Origin of the sequence: Bacillus infantis (genome assembly GCF_008180445.1) — a bacterium.
Classification (GTDB): Bacteria; Bacillota; Bacilli; order Bacillales; family Cytobacillaceae; genus Bacillus_AB; species Bacillus_AB infantis_B.
The window spans coordinates 505021-525053 of sequence record NZ_VTER01000007.1 but is presented as its reverse complement, the minus strand read 5'-3'; the positions used below and the strand labels follow the sequence as shown (position 1 = coordinate 525053).

17 protein-coding genes and 4 pseudogenes are annotated in these 20033 nt (G+C 36.8%); 11 read left to right on the top strand and 10 right to left on the bottom strand.

The genetic code is table 11. The annotated features are described in order from the left end of the window. Window positions 1–29 precede the first annotated feature (29 nt). Window positions 30–1571 (bottom strand): YifB family Mg chelatase-like AAA ATPase, encoded by a 1542-nt coding sequence (locus FZD51_RS16545; protein ID WP_148975762.1) that lies wholly within the window; start codon window positions 1569–1571, stop codon window positions 30–32. Between the two features lie 553 nt (window positions 1572–2124). On the opposite strand from FZD51_RS16545, the gene FZD51_RS16540 reads away from it, so the two are divergent. Then, window positions 2125–2640, top strand: a complete 516-nt coding sequence (locus tag FZD51_RS16540) for an immunoglobulin-like domain-containing protein (protein ID WP_148975761.1) — start codon at window positions 2125–2127, stop codon at window positions 2638–2640. Window positions 2641–2652: 12 nt separating this feature from the next. Beyond that, a complete protein-coding gene (locus FZD51_RS16535; RefSeq protein WP_148975760.1) occupies window positions 2653–2916 on the top strand; it encodes a hypothetical protein in 264 nt (87 codons plus the stop codon). 366 nt (window positions 2917–3282) lie between these two features. On the opposite strand, the gene FZD51_RS16530 is transcribed toward FZD51_RS16535, so the two are convergent. Beyond that, window positions 3283–3504, bottom strand: coding sequence for a hypothetical protein (locus FZD51_RS16530; protein ID WP_148975759.1), 222 nt, complete (start codon window positions 3502–3504; stop codon window positions 3283–3285). A gap of 303 nt (window positions 3505–3807) precedes the next feature. Here FZD51_RS16530 and FZD51_RS16525 point away from each other — a divergent pair, with 303 nt between their 5' ends. The 9 genes and pseudogenes from FZD51_RS16525 to FZD51_RS26945 form a co-directional block, all read left to right on the top strand. Continuing rightward, the gene (locus FZD51_RS16525; RefSeq protein WP_148975758.1) at window positions 3808–4260 is read left to right on the top strand and encodes a hypothetical protein; all 453 of its coding nucleotides are present in this window, start codon (window positions 3808–3810) and stop codon (window positions 4258–4260) included. Then, the gene (locus tag FZD51_RS16520; RefSeq protein ID WP_148975757.1) at window positions 4248–4502 is read left to right on the top strand and encodes a hypothetical protein; all 255 of its coding nucleotides are present in this window, start codon (window positions 4248–4250) and stop codon (window positions 4500–4502) included. Before FZD51_RS16525 ends, FZD51_RS16520 begins: the two co-directional genes overlap by 13 nt. Before the next feature lie 1618 nt (window positions 4503–6120). Further along, entirely contained in the window at window positions 6121–6603 is a 483-nt protein-coding gene (locus FZD51_RS16515) for a hypothetical protein (protein ID WP_148975756.1), read from the top strand. Continuing rightward, window positions 6600–7373 (top strand): IS21-like element helper ATPase IstB, encoded by a 774-nt coding sequence (gene istB, locus FZD51_RS16510; protein ID WP_009792737.1) that lies wholly within the window; start codon window positions 6600–6602, stop codon window positions 7371–7373. Before FZD51_RS16515 ends, istB begins: the two co-directional genes overlap by 4 nt. A gap of 53 nt (window positions 7374–7426) precedes the next feature. Next, a pseudogene (locus tag FZD51_RS16505) lies at window positions 7427–7848 on the top strand (ATP-binding protein); the annotation flags it as partial. A gap of 756 nt (window positions 7849–8604) precedes the next feature. Next, a pseudogene (locus tag FZD51_RS26950) lies at window positions 8605–8714 on the top strand (ATP-binding protein); the annotation flags it as partial. Between the two features lie 244 nt (window positions 8715–8958). Continuing rightward, window positions 8959–9195 (top strand): annotated as a pseudogene (locus tag FZD51_RS16495) (ATP-binding protein); the annotation flags it as partial. Window positions 9196–9885: 690 nt separating this feature from the next. Continuing rightward, a complete protein-coding gene (locus tag FZD51_RS26900; protein ID WP_262380949.1) occupies window positions 9886–9930 on the top strand; it encodes a hypothetical protein in 45 nt (14 codons plus the stop codon). Window positions 9931–10553: 623 nt separating this feature from the next. Next, window positions 10554–10654 (top strand): annotated as a pseudogene (locus FZD51_RS26945) (ATP-binding protein); the annotation flags it as partial. A 559-nt stretch (window positions 10655–11213) separates the two neighbouring features. Here the strand turns inward: FZD51_RS26945 and FZD51_RS16480 are convergent. The 8 genes from FZD51_RS16480 to FZD51_RS16445 all read right to left on the bottom strand — a co-directional run bounded on the left by FZD51_RS16480 (window position 11214) and on the right by FZD51_RS16445 (window position 20013). Further along, on the bottom strand, window positions 11214–12581 hold the full coding sequence (locus FZD51_RS16480) for an O-antigen ligase family protein (protein ID WP_187445792.1): 1368 nt from the start codon (window positions 12579–12581) through the stop codon (window positions 11214–11216). Between the two features lie 164 nt (window positions 12582–12745). Next, a complete protein-coding gene (locus FZD51_RS16475; protein ID WP_148975754.1) occupies window positions 12746–13975 on the bottom strand; it encodes a lipopolysaccharide biosynthesis protein in 1230 nt (409 codons plus the stop codon). 139 nt (window positions 13976–14114) lie between these two features. Further along, on the bottom strand, window positions 14115–15428 hold the full coding sequence (locus FZD51_RS16470) for a nucleotide sugar dehydrogenase (protein WP_148975753.1): 1314 nt from the start codon (window positions 15426–15428) through the stop codon (window positions 14115–14117). Window positions 15429–15435: 7 nt separating this feature from the next. Beyond that, entirely contained in the window at window positions 15436–16692 is a 1257-nt protein-coding gene (locus FZD51_RS16465) for a glycosyltransferase family 4 protein (RefSeq protein WP_148975752.1), read from the bottom strand. A 39-nt stretch (window positions 16693–16731) separates the two neighbouring features. Then, window positions 16732–17781: a lipid II:glycine glycyltransferase FemX gene (locus FZD51_RS16460; RefSeq protein WP_148975751.1), complete on the bottom strand. Its 1050-nt coding sequence runs from the start codon at window positions 17779–17781 to the stop codon at window positions 16732–16734. A gap of 9 nt (window positions 17782–17790) precedes the next feature. Then, window positions 17791–18249: a GNAT family N-acetyltransferase gene (locus tag FZD51_RS16455; protein WP_148975750.1), complete on the bottom strand. Its 459-nt coding sequence runs from the start codon at window positions 18247–18249 to the stop codon at window positions 17791–17793. Beyond that, window positions 18224–18883, bottom strand: coding sequence for a sugar transferase (locus tag FZD51_RS16450; protein ID WP_148975749.1), 660 nt, complete (start codon window positions 18881–18883; stop codon window positions 18224–18226). Before FZD51_RS16450 ends, FZD51_RS16455 begins: the two co-directional genes overlap by 26 nt. Further along, entirely contained in the window at window positions 18883–20013 is a 1131-nt protein-coding gene (locus tag FZD51_RS16445; protein ID WP_148975748.1) for a DegT/DnrJ/EryC1/StrS family aminotransferase, read from the bottom strand. Before FZD51_RS16445 ends, FZD51_RS16450 begins: the two co-directional genes overlap by 1 nt. Window positions 20014–20033 lie beyond the last annotated feature (20 nt).

The following is a 20033-nucleotide window of genomic DNA, read 5'->3' as shown; positions in this document are numbered from 1 at the left end:
AGAAGCGGCTGCTGTTCCATACTCTCGGTTTACGACCCATGCTTCCAGCTTCCTTTCTTGGCTGGCTGGATCTGCTGATGTGTCTTTCTTAAGGTAACAGCTTCCCATAAAGATTCATCTGAAATGGAGTTTTCTCCCCTTAAGTCAGAGATTGTCCTTGCAAGGCGGATCATTTTCATATGGACCCGGTTGCTCCAATGCTGCTTTTGGGCAAGATTATGTAAAAAGCGCTTCTGCCCTTCTGACAGGGAGATCATACTCATGAACGTTTCCACAGGCACAGCAGAATTGGTTGCCATTTTCCCATACCGTTCATATTGCCGCTCTCTTGCCATGGACACACGATTTCGAATCTGCTCAGAGGATTCATTGTTTTCCGGTTTTCCGTTATGAAAGGGGACGGGCAGGAGGGATAACAGAATATCAATCCGATCTTCAATAGGACCTGAGATACGGCTGTGGTAAGCCTGGATCTGTCTGGGTGTGCATGTGCAATACCTGGTATGGGATCCAAGATAGCCGCATGGACAAGGGTTAGTGGCGGCAAGCAGCAGAAACCTGGCGGGATAGGTGACCGTCATCTGGGCACGGCTGATCGTGACCTTCCCTGTTTCGAGCGGCTGCCGCAGCATATCCAGTGTTTTCTTCGTAAATTCAGCCATCTCATCTAAAAATAAGATGCCGTGATTCGCCAAGGACACTTCTCCTGGCCTGGGGTTAGATCCGCCCCCAATAATGGAAACAGCGGAAGCTGAATGATGAGGCTGGCGAAACGGGGGAAGTACTCTGCTTGTTAAAGGGGCACCTGCTAATTCATATAAGCTTATATTTTCTAATTGAGCCTCCTGCCAGAGCTGCGGCATAATGGATGGCATGCTTTCAGCAAGCAGGCTTTTCCCGCATCCCGGCGGCCCTGCCATCAACACATTATGCCCTCCCGCTGCAGCAAATTCCAGCGCACGCTTGGCTTTTCCATGGCCGATGATATGCTTAAAATCTTTCCCTTCAATAGAAGGCAGCTCATCTTCCAGTGTCACCGCTGGACAGGAAAGCGGCAGCACCGGCTGGCCGGAGAGATGGTCCACCACGTCTTTCAAATGCTCCACAAAAACCAGCTCAAGACCCTCAATTTCCCTAATGGGCAAAGAACAATTGGGAAGGAACAATCTCCGGATCCCCGATTTACCTGCAGCCAGGATAGCCGGAAGAATTCCTTTGCCAGGATGAATCGCTCCGTTTAAAGATATGGCACCGATAAAAGCTGTATCTGCGGGAATATCCTTTTTTATTTCTCCTATACTTCTCAGCATAGCAACTGCAATGGCCATATCAAATAAAGCGCCATTCTTCCTTTCCTCCGCCGGCGATAAATGGATAATCACTTTCTGATCTGCCAAATCACATTGGAATCCCTTCAGTGCAGCAAGCACTCTCTCTTTAGACTCTTTCACCGCAGCACCAGGAAGGCCAATGATCACCATAGACTCAACACCCTCCAGTTTCTCCACCTCCACAGAAACCGTGTAGCCTTCCAGCCCTTTCAATCCTATGCTCTGAACCATAACAGCCATCTTATTCACCTCCACCAAAATAAGAACAAGTGTTCTATTTCAGTTTATCTCCCCAGCAAGACGCTGTCAATTTTAAGCAAAAATAAAATAGAAGAGAATGAAATACAATCCAATCAACACATCCCCGTCTCATGGACAATACTGCCGCCAACTTCCGGACACCTTGCACAGTCTTTTACCAGCAAACTAAGCATAAATAAATAACGCTGCAGCATTACTACAATGAGTAATTCTGCAGCGCATTTTGCTATTGGTAAATGTAAAGCAAATCCCGGCCATCCTTTGATTAACACTCTTTAAAAACCTGACAGACCTGGTCAGACCTCACCATTAACTCTTTATTTTAAAAAACCAACACATCCACCCAACCCTCTGTGAAATACATTTGTGAAACAAGAAAATGCGGGGAGTGACAGTGCACCAAACTTTACAACTAACACTTTAACCCTTCACTGAATGTGGGGTCTGGCCCCCGCTTTATGAATTCTATTTCTTGTGAATTCTGCATCTTTTTTAATAGAAGTCCGTCTAATCCATAAAGGAGGCATTAAATATGAAAAAAGCTGCTATTTTGCTGTCAGGATTGCTTTTATTAACCGGCTGTACTGCACAGGAAGAATCAATTTCTCAGCATGATATTAAAATAGAGAAAGTTACCACAGAAAAAAATAAAAAATCAAAGTACGGTGAATTAACGGACATCGATAAGAATACAAACGTCACCATGAGGGTTACAATTGAAGCAATTTATCCATCACCCGAGTATTCTATGCTTGGAATCACCAATGATGGAAATCAAACATATTTGGTGAGCCCTGATTATTCTATTGAAAAATTTATAGATGGAGTATGGGTTGAGGTACCGCTTCCTAAAGGGTTTTCTATTGATGGAAAAACAGCCTATATAGGACCTGGAGGCAGCTATCATCAAAAAATCAAAGCCCCTGGTGACAAGAATATTTACAAAAGTGAAGGAAAGTATCGACTGGTAAAAGTATTGAAGTCTAAAGAAAAGAACCAGGAAGATGTGATACTTGCTAACGTCACAACCATTGGCGGAAAAAATTAAGAGGTCAATCAGATGAAAAAATGGATAACGATCATCAGCCTGATGGCAACCATAGGTATTGGCATCTTCATCTTCACCGAAGCCAAAAGCACTCATACAGGCTATATCATTGGTGTATTCGAGAATGACATATGGCTTGTCGGGGATTCTGGGGAAAGCATTCAGGGGAAAACGGAAGAGGAATTAAGTGAAATCTATAAATTCAGAGGGACTTTCTACGACACTAAACGCATTCCATTTTTTATAAAAAAGAATCTCAAGGTCGGCCAAAAGTGAGAGTGTTTTCTGATGGCAGGGCCTATGAAACTGCTCCAAGTGAAGATGAAGCGACGTTTCTTTTTATATTAAAATGAGATCCGGAATGCCCGCCCGACACGATTTTTAATTATTATATCAGCTCGAACAAGACAGCTGCTGAACAAGGCAGCTTTTCTTATTCCACAAAAGGACAGTTTAGAACAAGAAGGAATTTGTAAAACACCTATTATTCAATGGAGTAACTACTTGCGGGGAGTGACAGGCACCAAAATCAATGTGGAGAAATTGAGATAATTAAAGCCGGACGCACTTTATTAGATGTGCCGTCCGGCGGAAGTGGAGGTTTGTATGGAAAGACAACATCATAAATATCCCCTGGCTTCATTAGTCTTCCATCCATCTTCTATGCTTTGGATTTCTATAATCTGCATTGGTGACAATTCCATCTTTACTTACCTTAAGTGCCTCTGTCTGTTTACTAAAGGCAGTATTAGCGATTTGATTGGCTAAGAACTCATTTTTTGCTTCTATACTCATACCTCTTCTTCTAAGGCTATGGCCTCTTGCAACTTTTCCTGCCACACGTGCCCTTGCTAACTTAACCACTTTCTTTACCCTCCTTCTACTCATTTGCAGCACCTCTACTTAGTTGTTATAAACAGTATATGTGAAAAGATGAAATGAAGCGTGCTACTTACGCATATTTTATCTAACTAAGCATTAAGCAGTCAAATAATTGGAATAAATATACATCATACTCAAATAATTATTAATGATTTACCTAAAGATATGTAAAAATGATTTACAACTCCTCATGCTGTCTTTTCCTGCAAAGAAAAGTTATATGTAATTAATCAAACATTTGATTAATCCCTCACGTCTGGTACATTACTTGTCACTACGTGGTAAATGGCATGTCATTTGCGGGGAGGACAGGCACCTAAAACTAGAGAGTTCAACAACGAACAAAATCGGGTGTTTGGCTTATTTATAGAAGGGGATAATAGTAACATACAGGGATTAATTTTAATTCAAGAACGGGAGCCTAACCAATTAATTCATATTTCTTTAATGGAAGCAGCACCATATAATCAATTTAACAATCCTCACCAGGAATATGCTTCCGTGGGCAAAGTTTTATTAGCTTTTGCGATGAACTATAGTCTAAACATACAACGTTTTGAAGGATATGTTGGATTAGAGGCGAAGAGGAATTATAACGAAGATTTCTATCTAAAACTGAATGCACAACTCGCAAATTTAATAAACGGAAAGCCATACTATTTTTTTTCTGATACTGATGGTTCCATTAATCATCTCAAAAAGTACTTGCCCGGAGGTGTAAATATATGTCCAAGTTAAGCGCATTTATTATACGTAAAACCCCAAGTGGAATATTAGCTGTAAGAAAGGACCGTGAGGAATCTTTGCCAAAGAAACGTTTCATAGATGACATGGATGCTGCTTTCCAAGATGGAAAATATGTATCGCCAAATGAAGGACCACCAAGGGTAAAATTCCGTGATATGAATAATTATTGCAAGCAAGTTGGAAAGAAACCAGTAGAATTAACAGATGAAGAAATGGAGCAATTTCGTTTTTAATTTTGATTAGCTAGGGATGATTATAAGGACAAGGGACAGGTCCTTTGTCCCACTCTTGTTTAATCACTTAAAAAATATACATGTCTATATTGCTTGATGAACTTGTCATTAACAACAAATAGAATTCACTTTGCAATATACAGGAGCAAGCTTTTTCTATGTTCTATAAAAATAGTGCATCGCTCTGCATTTTAACTTTGCAAAGTTCTGCACATTTATTTTGCAACAAACACACGGCCAACGGGATAAAATTTTGACAGCCGTGATTAAATCTAATACTAACACTTTAATCCATCACCGAATGTGGGATCAGGCCCCCGTTTTTTTCCGCAGCAAAGGGAAGGAATCCTCCCCGCACCCCTAACTAAAAACTCCAGTATGAGTGTTTTCAATCAGCTGATAATCTGATACAATAACCATATACTTTTTTTGTGGGACGTCTCCTGTATAACTGTTGGCGCAGTTATACATTATGGGGGACGTCTTTTCCTTTCTCCAGAATAAATGTCGAAATGTTTCGAATTATATACGGACATTATAATCGACTAATTCTGGACAGGCAATACCGTCAACTATTGGAGATTTAAGGATGTCAAAAACACTAGAGACCCATCCACAAGGTAGATAATAAACGAAGAAAGTCGGCATTCTGTGAAAAATTATGTGAAACAAGAAAATCCGGAGAGTGGTTGGGCACCCTAAACTTTAACCTTTCACCGGAGGTGGGGTCAGCCCCCCGATTTCACTACTTTGCAAAGTTTTGCACTTTTATTTTGCAATAAACACATTGCAAAGGGGAAAAATATTAAATGGCCGTTATTATGATCTCACACAAACACTTTAACCCTTCACCGAATGTGGGGTCAGGCCCCCGGTTTCCCAACGAATAGCGCATACAAAAGAAATTGAGCTACCAATCCCCTAAAGAATATTTATCATTATTTGACCAAGCTGTTTAAAAAATAGGATGCTGTAGCTTTATTTTCTATACAATTTTTTAGGAAATTAGCTAATTTCTCTGCTCTTCATTATAGAAATAACCGATTTTTATTAGTGTCCATTTTTAAGGGGCTTGACCACAGGCACCCAAACCCTGGGAAGAGATTGGTATATACTTACCGGCCGAAACGAAGTGAGGTTCTATCTAAAGAAAAATGAAACGTATCAAGTTGATTTGTAAAATGGGTGGGGAAGCATATGATGCTTCCCTTTCACTTTGGACAGAAAATCCGTCAATTTAAGGACAATTAGCACCGCCAATTTCCGGATAAAATAGATTGTCATTAACAACAATTTTTACTTTGTAAAGTTCTGCACTTTTATTTTGCAATAAACATTTAGCAAAAACTGTCTACTTTAGTTTTGCAGTCACAACAGACACCTTTCACCGCCTTTTTTACCGGCAAACTAAGCATAAAATAACGCTGCAGCATTACTACAATGAGTAATGCTGCTTTCTGCTATTGGTAAATGTAAAGCACAGACCGACCATCCATTGACTAACACTATTTACAAACCTGCCAGACCTGGTCAGCCCTTACAATTAACTTAATTTTAAAAACCATACATCAACCCAAACCGCTGTGAAACAAATTTGTGAAACAAGAAAATGCGGGGAGTGACAGGCACCTTAATCTTATACATACGACTGCAGCAAAATGGGCAACCACTAGCCAAGCATAAAATTGCACAAGGAAGTGGTGCTGTTATTTCAGAGCCTTCCCATCGGGAACGTGAACAGCCTAAACGGGATCTATTAATACAGCAAATCAAAGAAATGTTAACCGATAAACAAGCTGCAAGTTGGCTGATTGAAATTCTCTCTGATCAATATCCACGCCATATAGTATATCAGCTTAAAGTTGTACAATCTGTCATTTTAAAACATCCATCTTTCATCGATGAGGCACTTAGCGAAATGAAACGGTTGCGGTTGACTAGTGCAAATGATCTTAGGGATATTGCCATTACTTTAGAAATCCATAGCCGAAAGAAACATAAAGAAACTGGAATCGCTAACGAGAAATATAAGGAATTAGTTGCCCCCGAACGAAGGGAAGATATTTATTTTAGTGTCCTTCAAGGAGGAGCCAATCAATGAGCCAACCTTACGAATCACTTCAGGATAAATGCAGAACCTTACGTCTGGCTGAGACAGCCAAGGAATTACCTTCTCTTCTAAGGGAAGCTGAGGCAAAGGGATGGACCTATCATGAATTTATCCATGAGTTTCTTAGTCATGAAATGCGTTGTAGGGAAAGAAAAAACAGTGAAAGATTAATGAAGTGGGCTGAGTTTCCAGAAGCTTTAACATTTGAAAACTTTAGACTTGAGGAACAGACAGCGATTGGAGAAAAACAGCTAAATATTTTAAAGCATTTATCATGGGTTGATGAATTTTATACCTTAATTATGATGGGACCAACAGGTGTCGGCAAGACCCATCTATCAACTGCCTTAGGTATCCACGCAATAGAGCGTGGGTACCAGGTTTCTTTTATATCAATGGATCGTTTAATTTATGTCTTAAAATCAAGAGAGTACATTAGTAAATCTAAAACAAGATATAACCGTATAGTCAAATCTGATCTGATTATCATTGATGATGTCATGTATATGGCTTATGAACCACAGGATGCCCATTTATTCTTTCAATTTATATATGAGATGTATGACAAAGCTGCATTTATCCTTACCTCTAATAAAGGTCCTGGAGAATGGGGAAAGTTCCTTGGGGATCCGACACTTACGACAGCCATACTGGATCGTCTCCTTCATCGGAGTGAAATTTTGACCTTCAGCGAAGAACAGGACAGTATCAGAATGAAATACAGAAAAGCGTTATTTGATAACCAGAGTGTTGAATCTTAATTGATGAAAACTGTTTAATCTTATTTGCTAAAAACTGTTGATTTCTACTTGACGGTTACACCTGGCTATCTAACGCCTTCGGCATACAGGCTTGTCGTCAATTCCACAAAGTGAAGTATATTCGGTTACCTGAACTACTGGACGAGCTGGCAGTCGCGAAATATGAAGCGGACGGAAGTTTTCGAAAGTTGATTCAGAAATACAGAACGATTGACTTATTGATATTGGACGAATGGCTTCTGACGGAGCTTTCTCAAGACCAGGTGCTCCACCTCTTGGAGATTGTGGAAGCGAGACTAAAGAGAACGTCAACTATCTTCTGTTCACAGTTTGCCCCCGAAGGGTGGTATTCCAAGCTTGGGCAGGCACAAGTGGCTGATGCAATACTGGACCGGATAGTGCATGATTCCTACAAGATTCTTATTGATGGGATATGTCCATGCGCGAACGGCACAGTTTAGTAGCCACACGTTAATTAAGTAACAAGAGAGCCGTTGGTTAATATAGGTCAGCGGCTCTCTAATATGCATTCATTGGCCACATAATCCGCAAATAGTGGCTCAAACCTCCGCACGAGTGGCTGTTTCGTTTCGCAATACTCATTAAGGGTGGTCAACTTTTTGATTAGCGAAAACCGCTAAAGTGGTCAACTTTTATTTAAGCGTTTAAACCTAGTCAGATCTCACACTTAACATTATTTTTTAAAAAACCACACATCAACCCAACCTTCTGTGAAACACATCTGTGAAACAAGAAAATACGGGGGAGTGACAGGCACCAAAAACTATCAAATCTCTTACACTTTAGTGCTTCACTGAATGTGGGGTCAGGCCCCTGCTTTCGTCAGCAAAATGCTGTCAATTTTAAGCAAAAATAAAATATAAGAGAATGAGAATGAAAAACAATCCAATCATCATATCCCCGTCTAATAGACAAAACTGCCGCCAATTTCCGGACACCTTGCCCCGTCTCTTTACCAGCAAACTAAGCATAAAAAAAAAAAAACGCTGCAGCATTACTACAATGAGTAATACGGCAGCACATTTTGCTATTAGTAAATGTAATAACACAGCCCGGCCATCTTTTGACTAACACTGATTACAAACCTGACAGACCTGGTCCACCCTCACCATTAACTTTACTTTAAAAAGCCCACACATCAACCCAACCCTCTGTGAAACACACTTGTGAAACAAGAAAATGCGGGGCGTGACAGTGCTCGACCCCCTTAGATTCGAGACTGACAGCATCTTTAGTGGATCGCTTGATCATCATGCGCATATCATAGGTTTTCATGGAGAGAGTTACCGTCTTTCTAATGCACTTTCCAAAAGAAGGTAAATGTCATAGGTGGCAAACCTCTGCAGTTTTTATTGCATTACTTTGCACTTTTTTCTTGCAAAATACAGGCAATCCTATTGACTTGCTTCAATATCCGTTGCTTACTAAGTCTCTTATACTTTAGTGCTTCACTGAAAGTGGGGCCAGGCCCGATATTCAATGGCCGTATTCAATACGGCCGTGATGAGATCTTATACAAACACTTTAACCCTTCACCGAATGTGGGGTCAGGCCCCCGATTTTCAAACGGGAAGCTAATCTATTCTTTCATCTTATCAACGACTTGTATGAACGAAGTTCAATCATTCTTACATCAAACAAAGGACTTGAACAATGGGGAGAGTTGATGGGAGACAAAGGAATAACAACAGCCATATTAGACCGGCTGCTTCATAAAGTTGAAGTGATTCATTTAAATGGAGAAAGTTATCGAATTAAAAATCGGAGAACAATTTTTGAAGCAAAAAGTGTTCAAACTTAATGAGCAGAAACTGTTCAAAACTACTTGACGGTTACATTTCCTTGGGGATACGACAGCCATAATGGATCTTCTCCTTCATCGGAGTGAAATTCCGACCTTCAGCGAAGAACAGGACAGTATCAAATACAGAAAAGCATTATTTGATAACCAGAATATTGAATCTTAATTGATGATAACTGTTTAATCTTATTTATTAAACACTGTTAATCTCTATTTAACGGTTACATTGTTAGGGTTGTCCAAGAACCGCTAAAGTGGTCAACCTTTATTTTAGCGTTTACACCGCCAACTTCCGGACACCTTGCTCCATCTTTTTACCGGACATACTTAAATCTCCGAAAGTTGACGGTATTGCCTGTCCAGAATTAGTCGATTATAATGTCCATATATAATTTGAACATTTCGACATTTATTCCGGAGAAAGTAAAAGACGTCCCCCATAATGTATAACTGCGCCAACAGTTATACAGGAGACGTCCCACAAAAAAAGTATATGGTTATTGTATCAGATTATCAGCTGATTGAAAACACTCATACTGGAGTTTTTAGTTAGGGGTGCGGGGAGGATTCCTTCCCCTTGCTGCGAAAAGACATGTTGGTTAGAGATACAAAGAATCGGAAAGCCAAGGATAAACAGGGCAAATCAAGATATATAACATCCGAAGATTACTGTGAACTAATTGCCAGTCCATACATCATGAACTTCCAGATTTATTGACTCCTTATAAGCGCTAAGAGGCTGAATGCATCGAAAGCGTTCTTACGAACCCATTCCTCTGTGAAACACATTCGTGAAACAAGAAAATGCGGGGAGTGACAGGCACCCAAAATTAAGTATAGGTTCTTTATTACTCTTAAACTTTAGTGCTTCACTGAATGTGGGGTCAGGCCCCCGATTTCCGAATAAAGTGGAACATTAATAAATAACACTTTAATACTTCACTGGATGTGGGGTCTGGCCCCCGATTTCTACATGCCCAGTGGGATAAGATTTTTGTAGCCGTGATTAAACTTAATAAAAACACTTTAACCCTTCACCGAATGTGGGGTCAGGCCCCGATTTCCTTGAAACTGCTCCAAGTGAAGATGAAGCGACGTTTCTATATTAAAATGAGATCCGGGATGCCCACCCGACACGATTTTTAATTAATATATCAGCTCGAACAAGACAGCTGCTGAACAAGGTAGCTTTTCTTATTCCACAAAAGGACAGCCCGGCCATCCCATGACTAACCCTCTTTAAAACCTGACAGACCTAGTCAGACCTCACCATTAAATTTATTTTGAAAAAACCTCACATCCTCGCAACCCTCTGTGAAACAAGAAAATGCGGGGCGTGACAGTGCTCGACCCCCTTAGATTCGAGACTGACAGCATCTTTAGTGGATCGCTTGATCATCATGCGCATATCATAAGTTTTCATGGAGAGAGTTACCGTCTTTCTAATGCACTTTCCAAAAGAAGGCAAATGTCATGGGTGGCAAACCTCTGCAGTTTTTATTGCATTACTTTGCACTTTTTTCTTGCAAAATACAGGCAATCCAATTGACTTGCTTCAATATCCGTTGCTTACTAAGTCTCTTATACTTTAGTGCTTCACTGAAAGTTGGGCCAGGCCCCGATATTCAATGGCCGTATTCAATACGGCCGTGATGAGATCTTATACAAACACTTTAACCCTTCACCGAATGTGGGGTCAGGCCCCCGATTTTCCGAAGAATGAGCCTCCTCAACGTATCTTAGTTCTTTTTAAACATACTTGTTGTCAACTCCGGCAAACTCCCTGGCAGTCCAATACACTTGCTCTTACTTTATAAAGTTCTACACTTTTATTTTGCAATAGAGAAGTAGCGAGGTAGATAAAATTTTTGCGGCCCTGATTAGACCTCACACAAACACTTTAACCCTTTACTAAATGTGGGGTCAGGCCCCCTATTTCCCTAAGGCTAGTCGGGTAAGGTCCAGAATTTACAAGAAGAGCATTCTGGTTGATAGAATGCTCTTTTTCCGCTTATATCTTACTGCGAAGTTAAAATTGATACTTCCTTGTTCGTTCTATCCTCATTTTGCCGAGATATTTTTCCGATGAAAAATCCAGTCAATATCCAATATAAAGATCCTTGAATAGCTACAAGGTATCCTTCTTGAGTCACGCCGATTAATATAAAGCCAATGGTCATTATTAACAGAAACAAAGAATCATAATAATTATTTTTTAAATTTTTTAAGCTGAATATTAAAATTGATCCTATTAATATAGTCCATAAAATTAACCCGATAATGCCCACTTCAAGTACTAAACGAATATATTGACTATCTGCTTTTAATGTAAATGTTCCAACGATAACTTGCATAAACCCTTTGCCATTCCCAAAAATATACCCTAATAAATCACTATGACTTAAAAATCCTTTCCAGAACCCAATTCTCCCATTTGCTCCTTCAGCAAAGCGCGAAAACCTTTCGAGAACAGACATTACCAATTTGTCGACAAGAAAATAACTTAGTGGAATCATTAACGCTGCTATATAAACAGCGATTAAAACCTTTTTAATATTCCACCTATTAAACATTGATATAGTCACGTATAGAGCAAGCAGTAAACAAAGTATCAATATAGCAGTCCTAGAAATCGTGGCAAAAGTCATTGCGATTGATAAAAACATTGTAAGTGTCAAGAACAACGAGTTTGATTTCTTTTTTGTTGTAAGACTCATATATAGGAGAAATATTGACATTAACATCAAAACTACTCCTGACTGGCTAGGTGCTGACACGCTTATTATACCAATACCATAATAACCAACAATTTTCCCCGTAATTAATTGGTATGTGCCCCAACCAATAGTTAGTAATGATACGAACAACATAGTCTTTCTTACCGTATAGGAGAAACCATTTTTGTTTAAAGCCAAATAATAAAAGACTAAGAAATATACAAAGTATTGAATCTCCTTAATAAAGAAAAGCATGTATATAGGCTTTAATTCCCCGCTAAGTATATAAACTGCACTAATTATAAAGCTATAAGTCAGGTACACAAATAACCATTTTAATATGGCAGACATTTTAAAGTTTTTATATTTAAGAAATACAAAAAACAAAGCTAGTGATATAAAAATAACAATGAAGTCATCTACTCTTAAACCTATATTCCCAAAGGAAAAACTAGGAATTAAGAATAAACTAATAAGAAGCGAAACACTTAATATAGAAAGAGTTTTTTGGGTCATTTTGAACAAAAAAGCCATTGTCAATAAACCTAAAACAAAACCCGCACTAGTCACCAAAAATAATTGGTTATAATAACTAGATAAGATTCCAATTATTAAAGATAAACTTAATAACAACAATACTAGTACAATGCTGTTTTTTCTAAAAAACATTAGTAAAATAATCTCCTCGCACTCCATAAATGACCATTAAAATACAGAAACAACAGAGCAACTTTTCTTATATTCATGGTTTAAATCCCTTTTTGATTATTGACATAGTAGATAGATATGGTTAACTCTGTGATTTTAATTATTATTACTTTTGATAAATAAATTCACATTTTCCTAGGCGGTAAAAACTTCAGTCCAAATAATAGATAAAAATATAACAATGCATTTGAGATAACATTTGCAATTGCTATTCCAAGCAACCCATATTTAATACTTAGAATCACTGATAGAAAAACTAATACAAATCCATACATGATAAACAACTTATTATAATATTTAACTCCCTTATACTTCATGACTACCGGTTTTAGTAAATTTATCCCTCCCATCAAAGCTGTACCTAAACATATGGGTAAAATAAGATGTTTTACTTTTGTTAGAAAACTTGGATATAGGATTTTTATAAGTATAGGTGTTATTCCTATAGTCAGTAAAAAATAGGACAACACTACTACTATAGAACTTAAGATCACCATATAAACTGTTTTCTTACGTATTTCAGAATTCTTATTTGCTAATTTTCCTAGGAAAAAATTTGACATGGGATTCATAATTAATGAACCTATTCTAGCAGAAATAGAAGTGGAATAGTACAAACTAACGTTTGAAGCTCCGAGTATAGGATAAATCACAAAACGGTCATACTGTGACAGAGAGTAGGATACTCCATTATTAATCATTAACTGATAAGAATTAGTAAGCGATAAACGACTTTTATCCACAAAGAGTTTCAAAAAACCTTCTTTTGCAAAAAGGAAATAGTAAGATGTAATAACCGATGCTATTTCCGCAAATAAAAATATTATTAGCCAATTCTTTAAATAGAAATTAAAAAGTATAATGCCTATAATAATACCTAGGAAATATACAATATTTTGATTAAGTATCCAGTTATGATCATTTCTTAAGCGATATTCAGAGATTAAAAAGTACCTTATGTTTCCCAGTGCACAAACTACAGAGTAAAATCCACCACCGACATAATCACCTGGAAAAATAAGTATATAAACAATAAAACCAATTATCATGGCTAAAAAATTGCTAAAATTCAGTAGCCTTAGATAAGTATAATTATACGATTTTTGATCTAAAAGCCTAGCATTTCCTATGCTAAATCCAAACATAGATGTAATAATATTACTTATTCCAAAAGCAAGTATAATTTGACCAAATATATCAACATGATAGAATCTAGAGATGATAGGTAAAGCTAAGAGTTGTTGAACAATAATAAGTATTGAGAATGAAAGAATATTTATTATAAATTCAAATAGTACCTTCTTATACTTTTGAAACGGATCATTTTTCTTGAACAAAGTAACTTGACCTTTCAATTAACATCTTCCTTTAAAAATGTTATTCGGAGGAATAGCAGTTATCAACTAATGAATACTAAGGAAGAGGATTACTGGGTAGTAATCTTTCAACCAGCGTGTTTTAATATATAGGTTATTAAGCTTGCATAGCCTCTAGTTACAAACTCCAATATACGAATCCTTCTAGTTCGCAATCTTTTCTCCTATATACTCCTTTAATATCAACCAAAACTCTTTTCTCATTCTGGTAAGTACCTTTTAAGAAATCTAAATCGTAATTCTGTATAAATTCAATATGATTTACGGCCAAAACTACACTATTCAAACCTTTCAAATCATTCTTCTCTACTAAATTAATTCTATAGGCTTCCCAAACATCCTCTTTATCAGCAATAGGATCATGGACTATAACCTCTACACCAAATTCCTCAAGCTCTCTAACAATATCTATTATTTTTGTATTTCGAACATCTGAACAATTTTCTTTAAATGTAATACCTAATATTGCTACTTTGGCTCCTTTTATTGGTTGATCCGCTTTAATAAGATTTTTGATTATATTCTGGGCAACATAAACTCCCATATCATCATTAATTTTTCTACCTGAAAGAATGATTTGGGAATGATAACCTAACTGTTCTGCTTTATAAGTAAAATAGTATGGATCAACTCCTATACAATGACCTCCGACTAGTCCGGGAGTAAATTTAAGAAAATTCCACTTTGTTCCTGCTGCTTCTAAAACTGCCTTTGTATCAATCCCCATTCTATTGAAGACCATTGATAATTCATTCATAAAGGCAATATTAATATCTCTTTGTGAATTCTCAATTACCTTTGAGGCTTCAGCAACCTTTATTGACTCAGCTCTATGAACTCCAGCTTCAATGATTGATTCATAAACATTTGATATTACTTCAAGAGCAACTTCATCGGAACCAGAAACCACTTTAGTAATTTTTGTTAGTGTATTAATTTTGTCTCCAGGATTAATCCGCTCAGGAGAATATCCTACTTTAAAATCCACGCCAAATTTCAGTCCAGATTCTTCCTCTAAAATTGGTATGCATACTTCCTCTGTTGTTCCGGGATAAACCGTTGATTCATATACAACAATTGCTCCTTTTGTAAGGTTTCTCCCGATTGTTCTGCTCGCTCCAATCACGGGAGACAGATTAGGTGTCTTGTCACTATTTATTGGAGTAGGTACTGCTACTATATGAAACTTACAATCCCTAAGTTTAACCTCTTCATTTGTAAATAACATATTAGTATTCTTAACAGCGTCATCTCCTACTTCATCTGTTATATCAATTCCTGATAAATATTTATCTAATTTTCTAGTATTGACATCATAACCGATTAAATCATACTTCTTAGCAAGCTCCACTGCTAATGGAAGACCGACATACCCAAGACCTATAACCGATATTTTATCTTCTCTATTTAATAACTTTTTATATAAATTCATAAAAAAATTACTCTCCTCTTACTTGCATTATTATGTTAACCAGTTTATTAGTGAGTTTTCCAAAATCATATTCGTAAGCAGCTAGCCGGGCGTTTCTTCCCATAACTTTCTGCTTCTCTTGATCAGTAATAGCCAACATAACTGAGTTTGCTATTTCTTCTGAAGTTTGTTCCTTTGCACTTATTCCACAATCATATTTCTCACAAATACTGTAGCCAGTTGTGTAGGTTTGAACAATACATTTGCCTGCAGCTAAGTATTCAAAGAACTTATTTTGACTTTGGCCATATTTATCAAGTGAACTACTTGAGTTATGAAGTATATTAATGTCTGCCTTTTTAAGAATAGAAGGAATAAACTTTTTTTCAACTTGGCCTTTAAAAATCACATTTTCAATCCCTTCATCTTCGCATCTTTTTTTTAGGACTTCACTTTCATCTCCAGCACCATATATCAAAAATCTTAGATTGTCTACATCTTTATTTTGAATAATTTTTGCAGCATCTAATAATAATCCTAAATTATTTACTTTTCTAATAGAACCTGCATATATCACTTTTGTATAATCCTTATTGTCTAGATCGTAATCCAAAATTTGATGTTCAACGCTATTTTTATCAAATGTATCTATTACAACACCATTACTAATATGGTTAACTTTAGAAAGATTTATTTCATCTTCCCAACCTTTATTTTTAATATACTCTTTTCCCCCTTGCCAAGTCATTATGATCGAGCTGGCTTTTTTATAAATCCATTTCTCTCCCTTATACAATGTTTTTGCAAGAAGACTATTTGGTTTTAATTTGCCGTAAGCCACTAAGCTTTCTGGCCATAAATCTCTTACCTCACATATACAAGGTACACCGAACTTCTTTGCTATCTTTATTCCTGCAACCAGTGTGAGAGGATGCACACTTGATGCAAGTATTACATCCGGCATGCCACTTTTTTCTGCATATTCTTTTGAAACAGTAAAAAGATTCTTATAAAATAAAATCATGTTTTTTATCCGTTGTCTTCCATTACCAGTATATTGAGGTGTTTTCACAAATACAAAGGGAATTCCATTAGACAAATCTGTAGAATACCTATTACTTCCTGTATCTATACTTTCATTTGAATTATGAATGGTAGAAGCGCAAAAAATAGTCGGATTATACCCTTGTTTCACTAAATTTTCTGCAAACCAATAATGCCTACCTGCTTGGTCTCTATACATATTTGTAGCATAATGGTTCCAAATCCAAATATTCTTTTTCATGAAATCTTACTCCTTAAATTCTATGACGTATATATTAGTCTAACTTCTGTATAGAGGAAAAAAAGTAGTATTGTAACTTTCAATTTCTCTAATTCTCACCAACTCGTTATAGACTTCTTTGTTAAAAATCTTTTTGCCAATTGAGAATGAAGTATTTGAATTTTTATTAAATACCTTCTTAAATTTATAAAGACTGTCCTCTTTACTTCCAAGACCTCCACCAAGGTGGAATGTTTTATAACCATTTTCACATCCCCAACATGCAACTTCATATAATAATAAATTAGTGGGGGCCAGTTTTTGATAATTCCTATCAGATGCGGACAAATGATAATGTATCTTTTCATTAGAGTATAGAATAAATGACATTGCAATAATCTTTTTTTCAAATACAGCATAAAACATCAACGAGTTATATTTCAGGTCTTTAAGAACACTATTATAGAAATCCTTATTAAAGTAGTAATATTCATGCGCATGATCTTTATCCATAGTTGCATTATATAAACCTATAAATTCTTCAATCAGATTAGTATCTCGTCCCCAAAAGATTTCTACTCCTGAGTTATTTGCTTTTCTAATCATATTTCTATTTTTACTAGCCAGATTGCTCCAAATGTGTTCTTTTGATAACAAGTCTACTGTTATAGTTTTACCAAGAGTAGTAATATCATAGAGACCGTTTAAAACTTCAGCATTATTAATAACTGGATGAAAACGAACAAACTCACTAATAATACCTTCTATTTTACATATAGAGCAATATTCATTTTCTAGATTTAGTAAGTTATCCTTTGATAACTTACCTTCTATTAAAAAACCCCCATAACCATATGGAGTTGCTGTGTCATAATAAGTATTAGGAGGTATCTTTCCGCTAAATCTTTTATCTAAAGAAATGTCTCTTTTCATTACAACGTTCATTGCTTTAATATCATCATCTTCGTAGTAGAAAAGCTTTGGCTCTCCATCTCCATGTAGATTAAACGCTCTGACGTAATCTGACAGATAATATACATCATAATTTTTAAATCCTTTTACAATCTTATTCCATTTTTCCATATCATCTATAGAGATACTTGATAACATTTGTAACACCTACAATTCCAGTTTCATTAAACGCCGTTCAGTTATAAATCCTGCTTGTTTATATAGATTTACCGCACCATGATTTGACTCTGATACATGCAAATCTATTGTTTTAATTCCAAGGTTCACAGCCTTTTGTTTAGCCTTTTCAAGCAGTTGCTTTCCAAGCCCCATCCCTCGATACTGTCTGCTAACAGCAATTTGATTCAAATGCAACCTAACTTCACCAAAATTTTCGCGTTTAAATAACCACTGAAAACCTATAAGTTTGCCAGAATCAAATACCCCATACATTATCGCACTGCCTTCATTAATATATTTATATAAATTTTCTAGCTTTTCTTGGCACAACACCATACAACTTTCCTTTGAAAGTTGTAAGTTTAGCATATAAGTTTCGATTAAGAGGTCTAAGATAAGGCTTTGTTGTATTTTTACATCGCTAGATTCCAGTTCCCGAATTACCAATTACCTTACTCCTTTCTATATTTAAATCTTCCAATGTAGACTCATCAACAACTGTTACACCTTCTCGTTTAAATGCTTTTATTAACGTGCCTAAAATAATTTTTACATCTAGGAAGAAACTTATATTTTCTACGTATTCGACATCGAGAGATAGTCTTTTATCCCATCCTAAATTGTTTCTCCCGTTTACTTGTGCAAATCCCGATAAACCAGGCCGAACAGAATGCCTAATTTTTTCCCTCTTTTTATAAAAAGGCAAATATTCTACCAATAAAGGCCTTGGACCAATAATTGACATATCACCCTTTAGAATATTAAAAAGTTCCGGTAGTTCGTCAAGTGATGTAGAACGTAGTAGTCTACCAAACTTAGTCAATCTAACACTATCAGGTAGTAACTCCCCATTCTTATCTCTTTCATTCGTCATAGTCCTAAACTTATACATCATAAAAATCTCTTCATTAAGCCCCGGTCTCTTCTGCTTGAAAAGAACAGGACTACCTAATTTCGTTCTAACAAGTATTGCAACTACTAGAAGTATAGGGCTAAGAGCAATAATGGCCATTAATGAAAGTATAAAATCCATCGGTCTTTTTACAAACCTTCTATATAAACCACCCTTGAAACTACTCATTACTTAAACCAGACCCCCTTAATAGTTTTCACAACTCTATCTAAATCATTATTCGTGATTTTCGTATCAGACGGCAAGCATACACCATTCTCAAACAACTTCTCCGATATACCTTCACCAACAAAATCATACTTCTCAAAGAAAGGCTGCATATGCATCGGTTTCCAAACTGGCCTTGACTCAATATTCTCTTTTTCAAGAGCATCCATAATATCAATCGGTCTTACCTTGCCATTTAATGTTAAAGAGCTTAACCAATAATTCGGTTCATCCCACTCATTACTAGGCATGAACTCTACGCCCTCAAGCTCACCAAGCTCTTTTTTATAGAACTCATAAATGGCTCTCTTCTTAGCAACCCTCTGATCCAATACCTTAAGCTGCCCTCTCCCAATACCGGCAACAACATTACTCATTCGATAGTTAAAGCCTAATTCACTATGCTGATAATGCCTTGCTTGATCCCTGGATTGGGTTGCCCAGAATCTTGTCTTAGCAATTCGTTCTTCATCATTGGAAACTAGCATTCCACCACCAGAAGTAGTGATAATTTTATTTCCATTAAAAGAGAAGATGCCATAATCTCCAAAAGTTCCTGTTTGCTCACCTTTGTAGTAAGTACCCAATGACTCAGCAGCGTCTTCTATAACCGTTACATCATGGGTTTTACAAATCTCCATAATTTTTTCCATATCCGCTGATAGACCATATAAATGAACGACAATAACTGCCTTCACTTCTGGATACTTCTTAAACGCTTCTTCCAGCGCTTTTGGACTCATGTTCCACGTTTCATAATCACTATCAATAAAAACAGGGATGGCATTTTGGTAGATAATTGGATTTGCGGTAGCTGAGAAGGTAAGGGTTGGACAGAATACTATATCCCCTTCCCCCACTCCTGCTGCCTTAAGTGCTAGATGGATAGCTGCAGTTCCAGAAGAAAGAGCAGCAGCCGCCTTAGATCCAACCTTTTCAGCTAGTTCTCTTTCAAATCCATTTACATTCTCACCAAGTGGTGCAATCCAATTTGTATCAAATGCTTCCTTAATATATTGCATCTCATAGCCTTCATCGCTCATATGTGGAGATGAAAGAAATATTCTTTCCTTTACTTTTGTGGATTCCATCTTGATACTTCCTTCCTGTG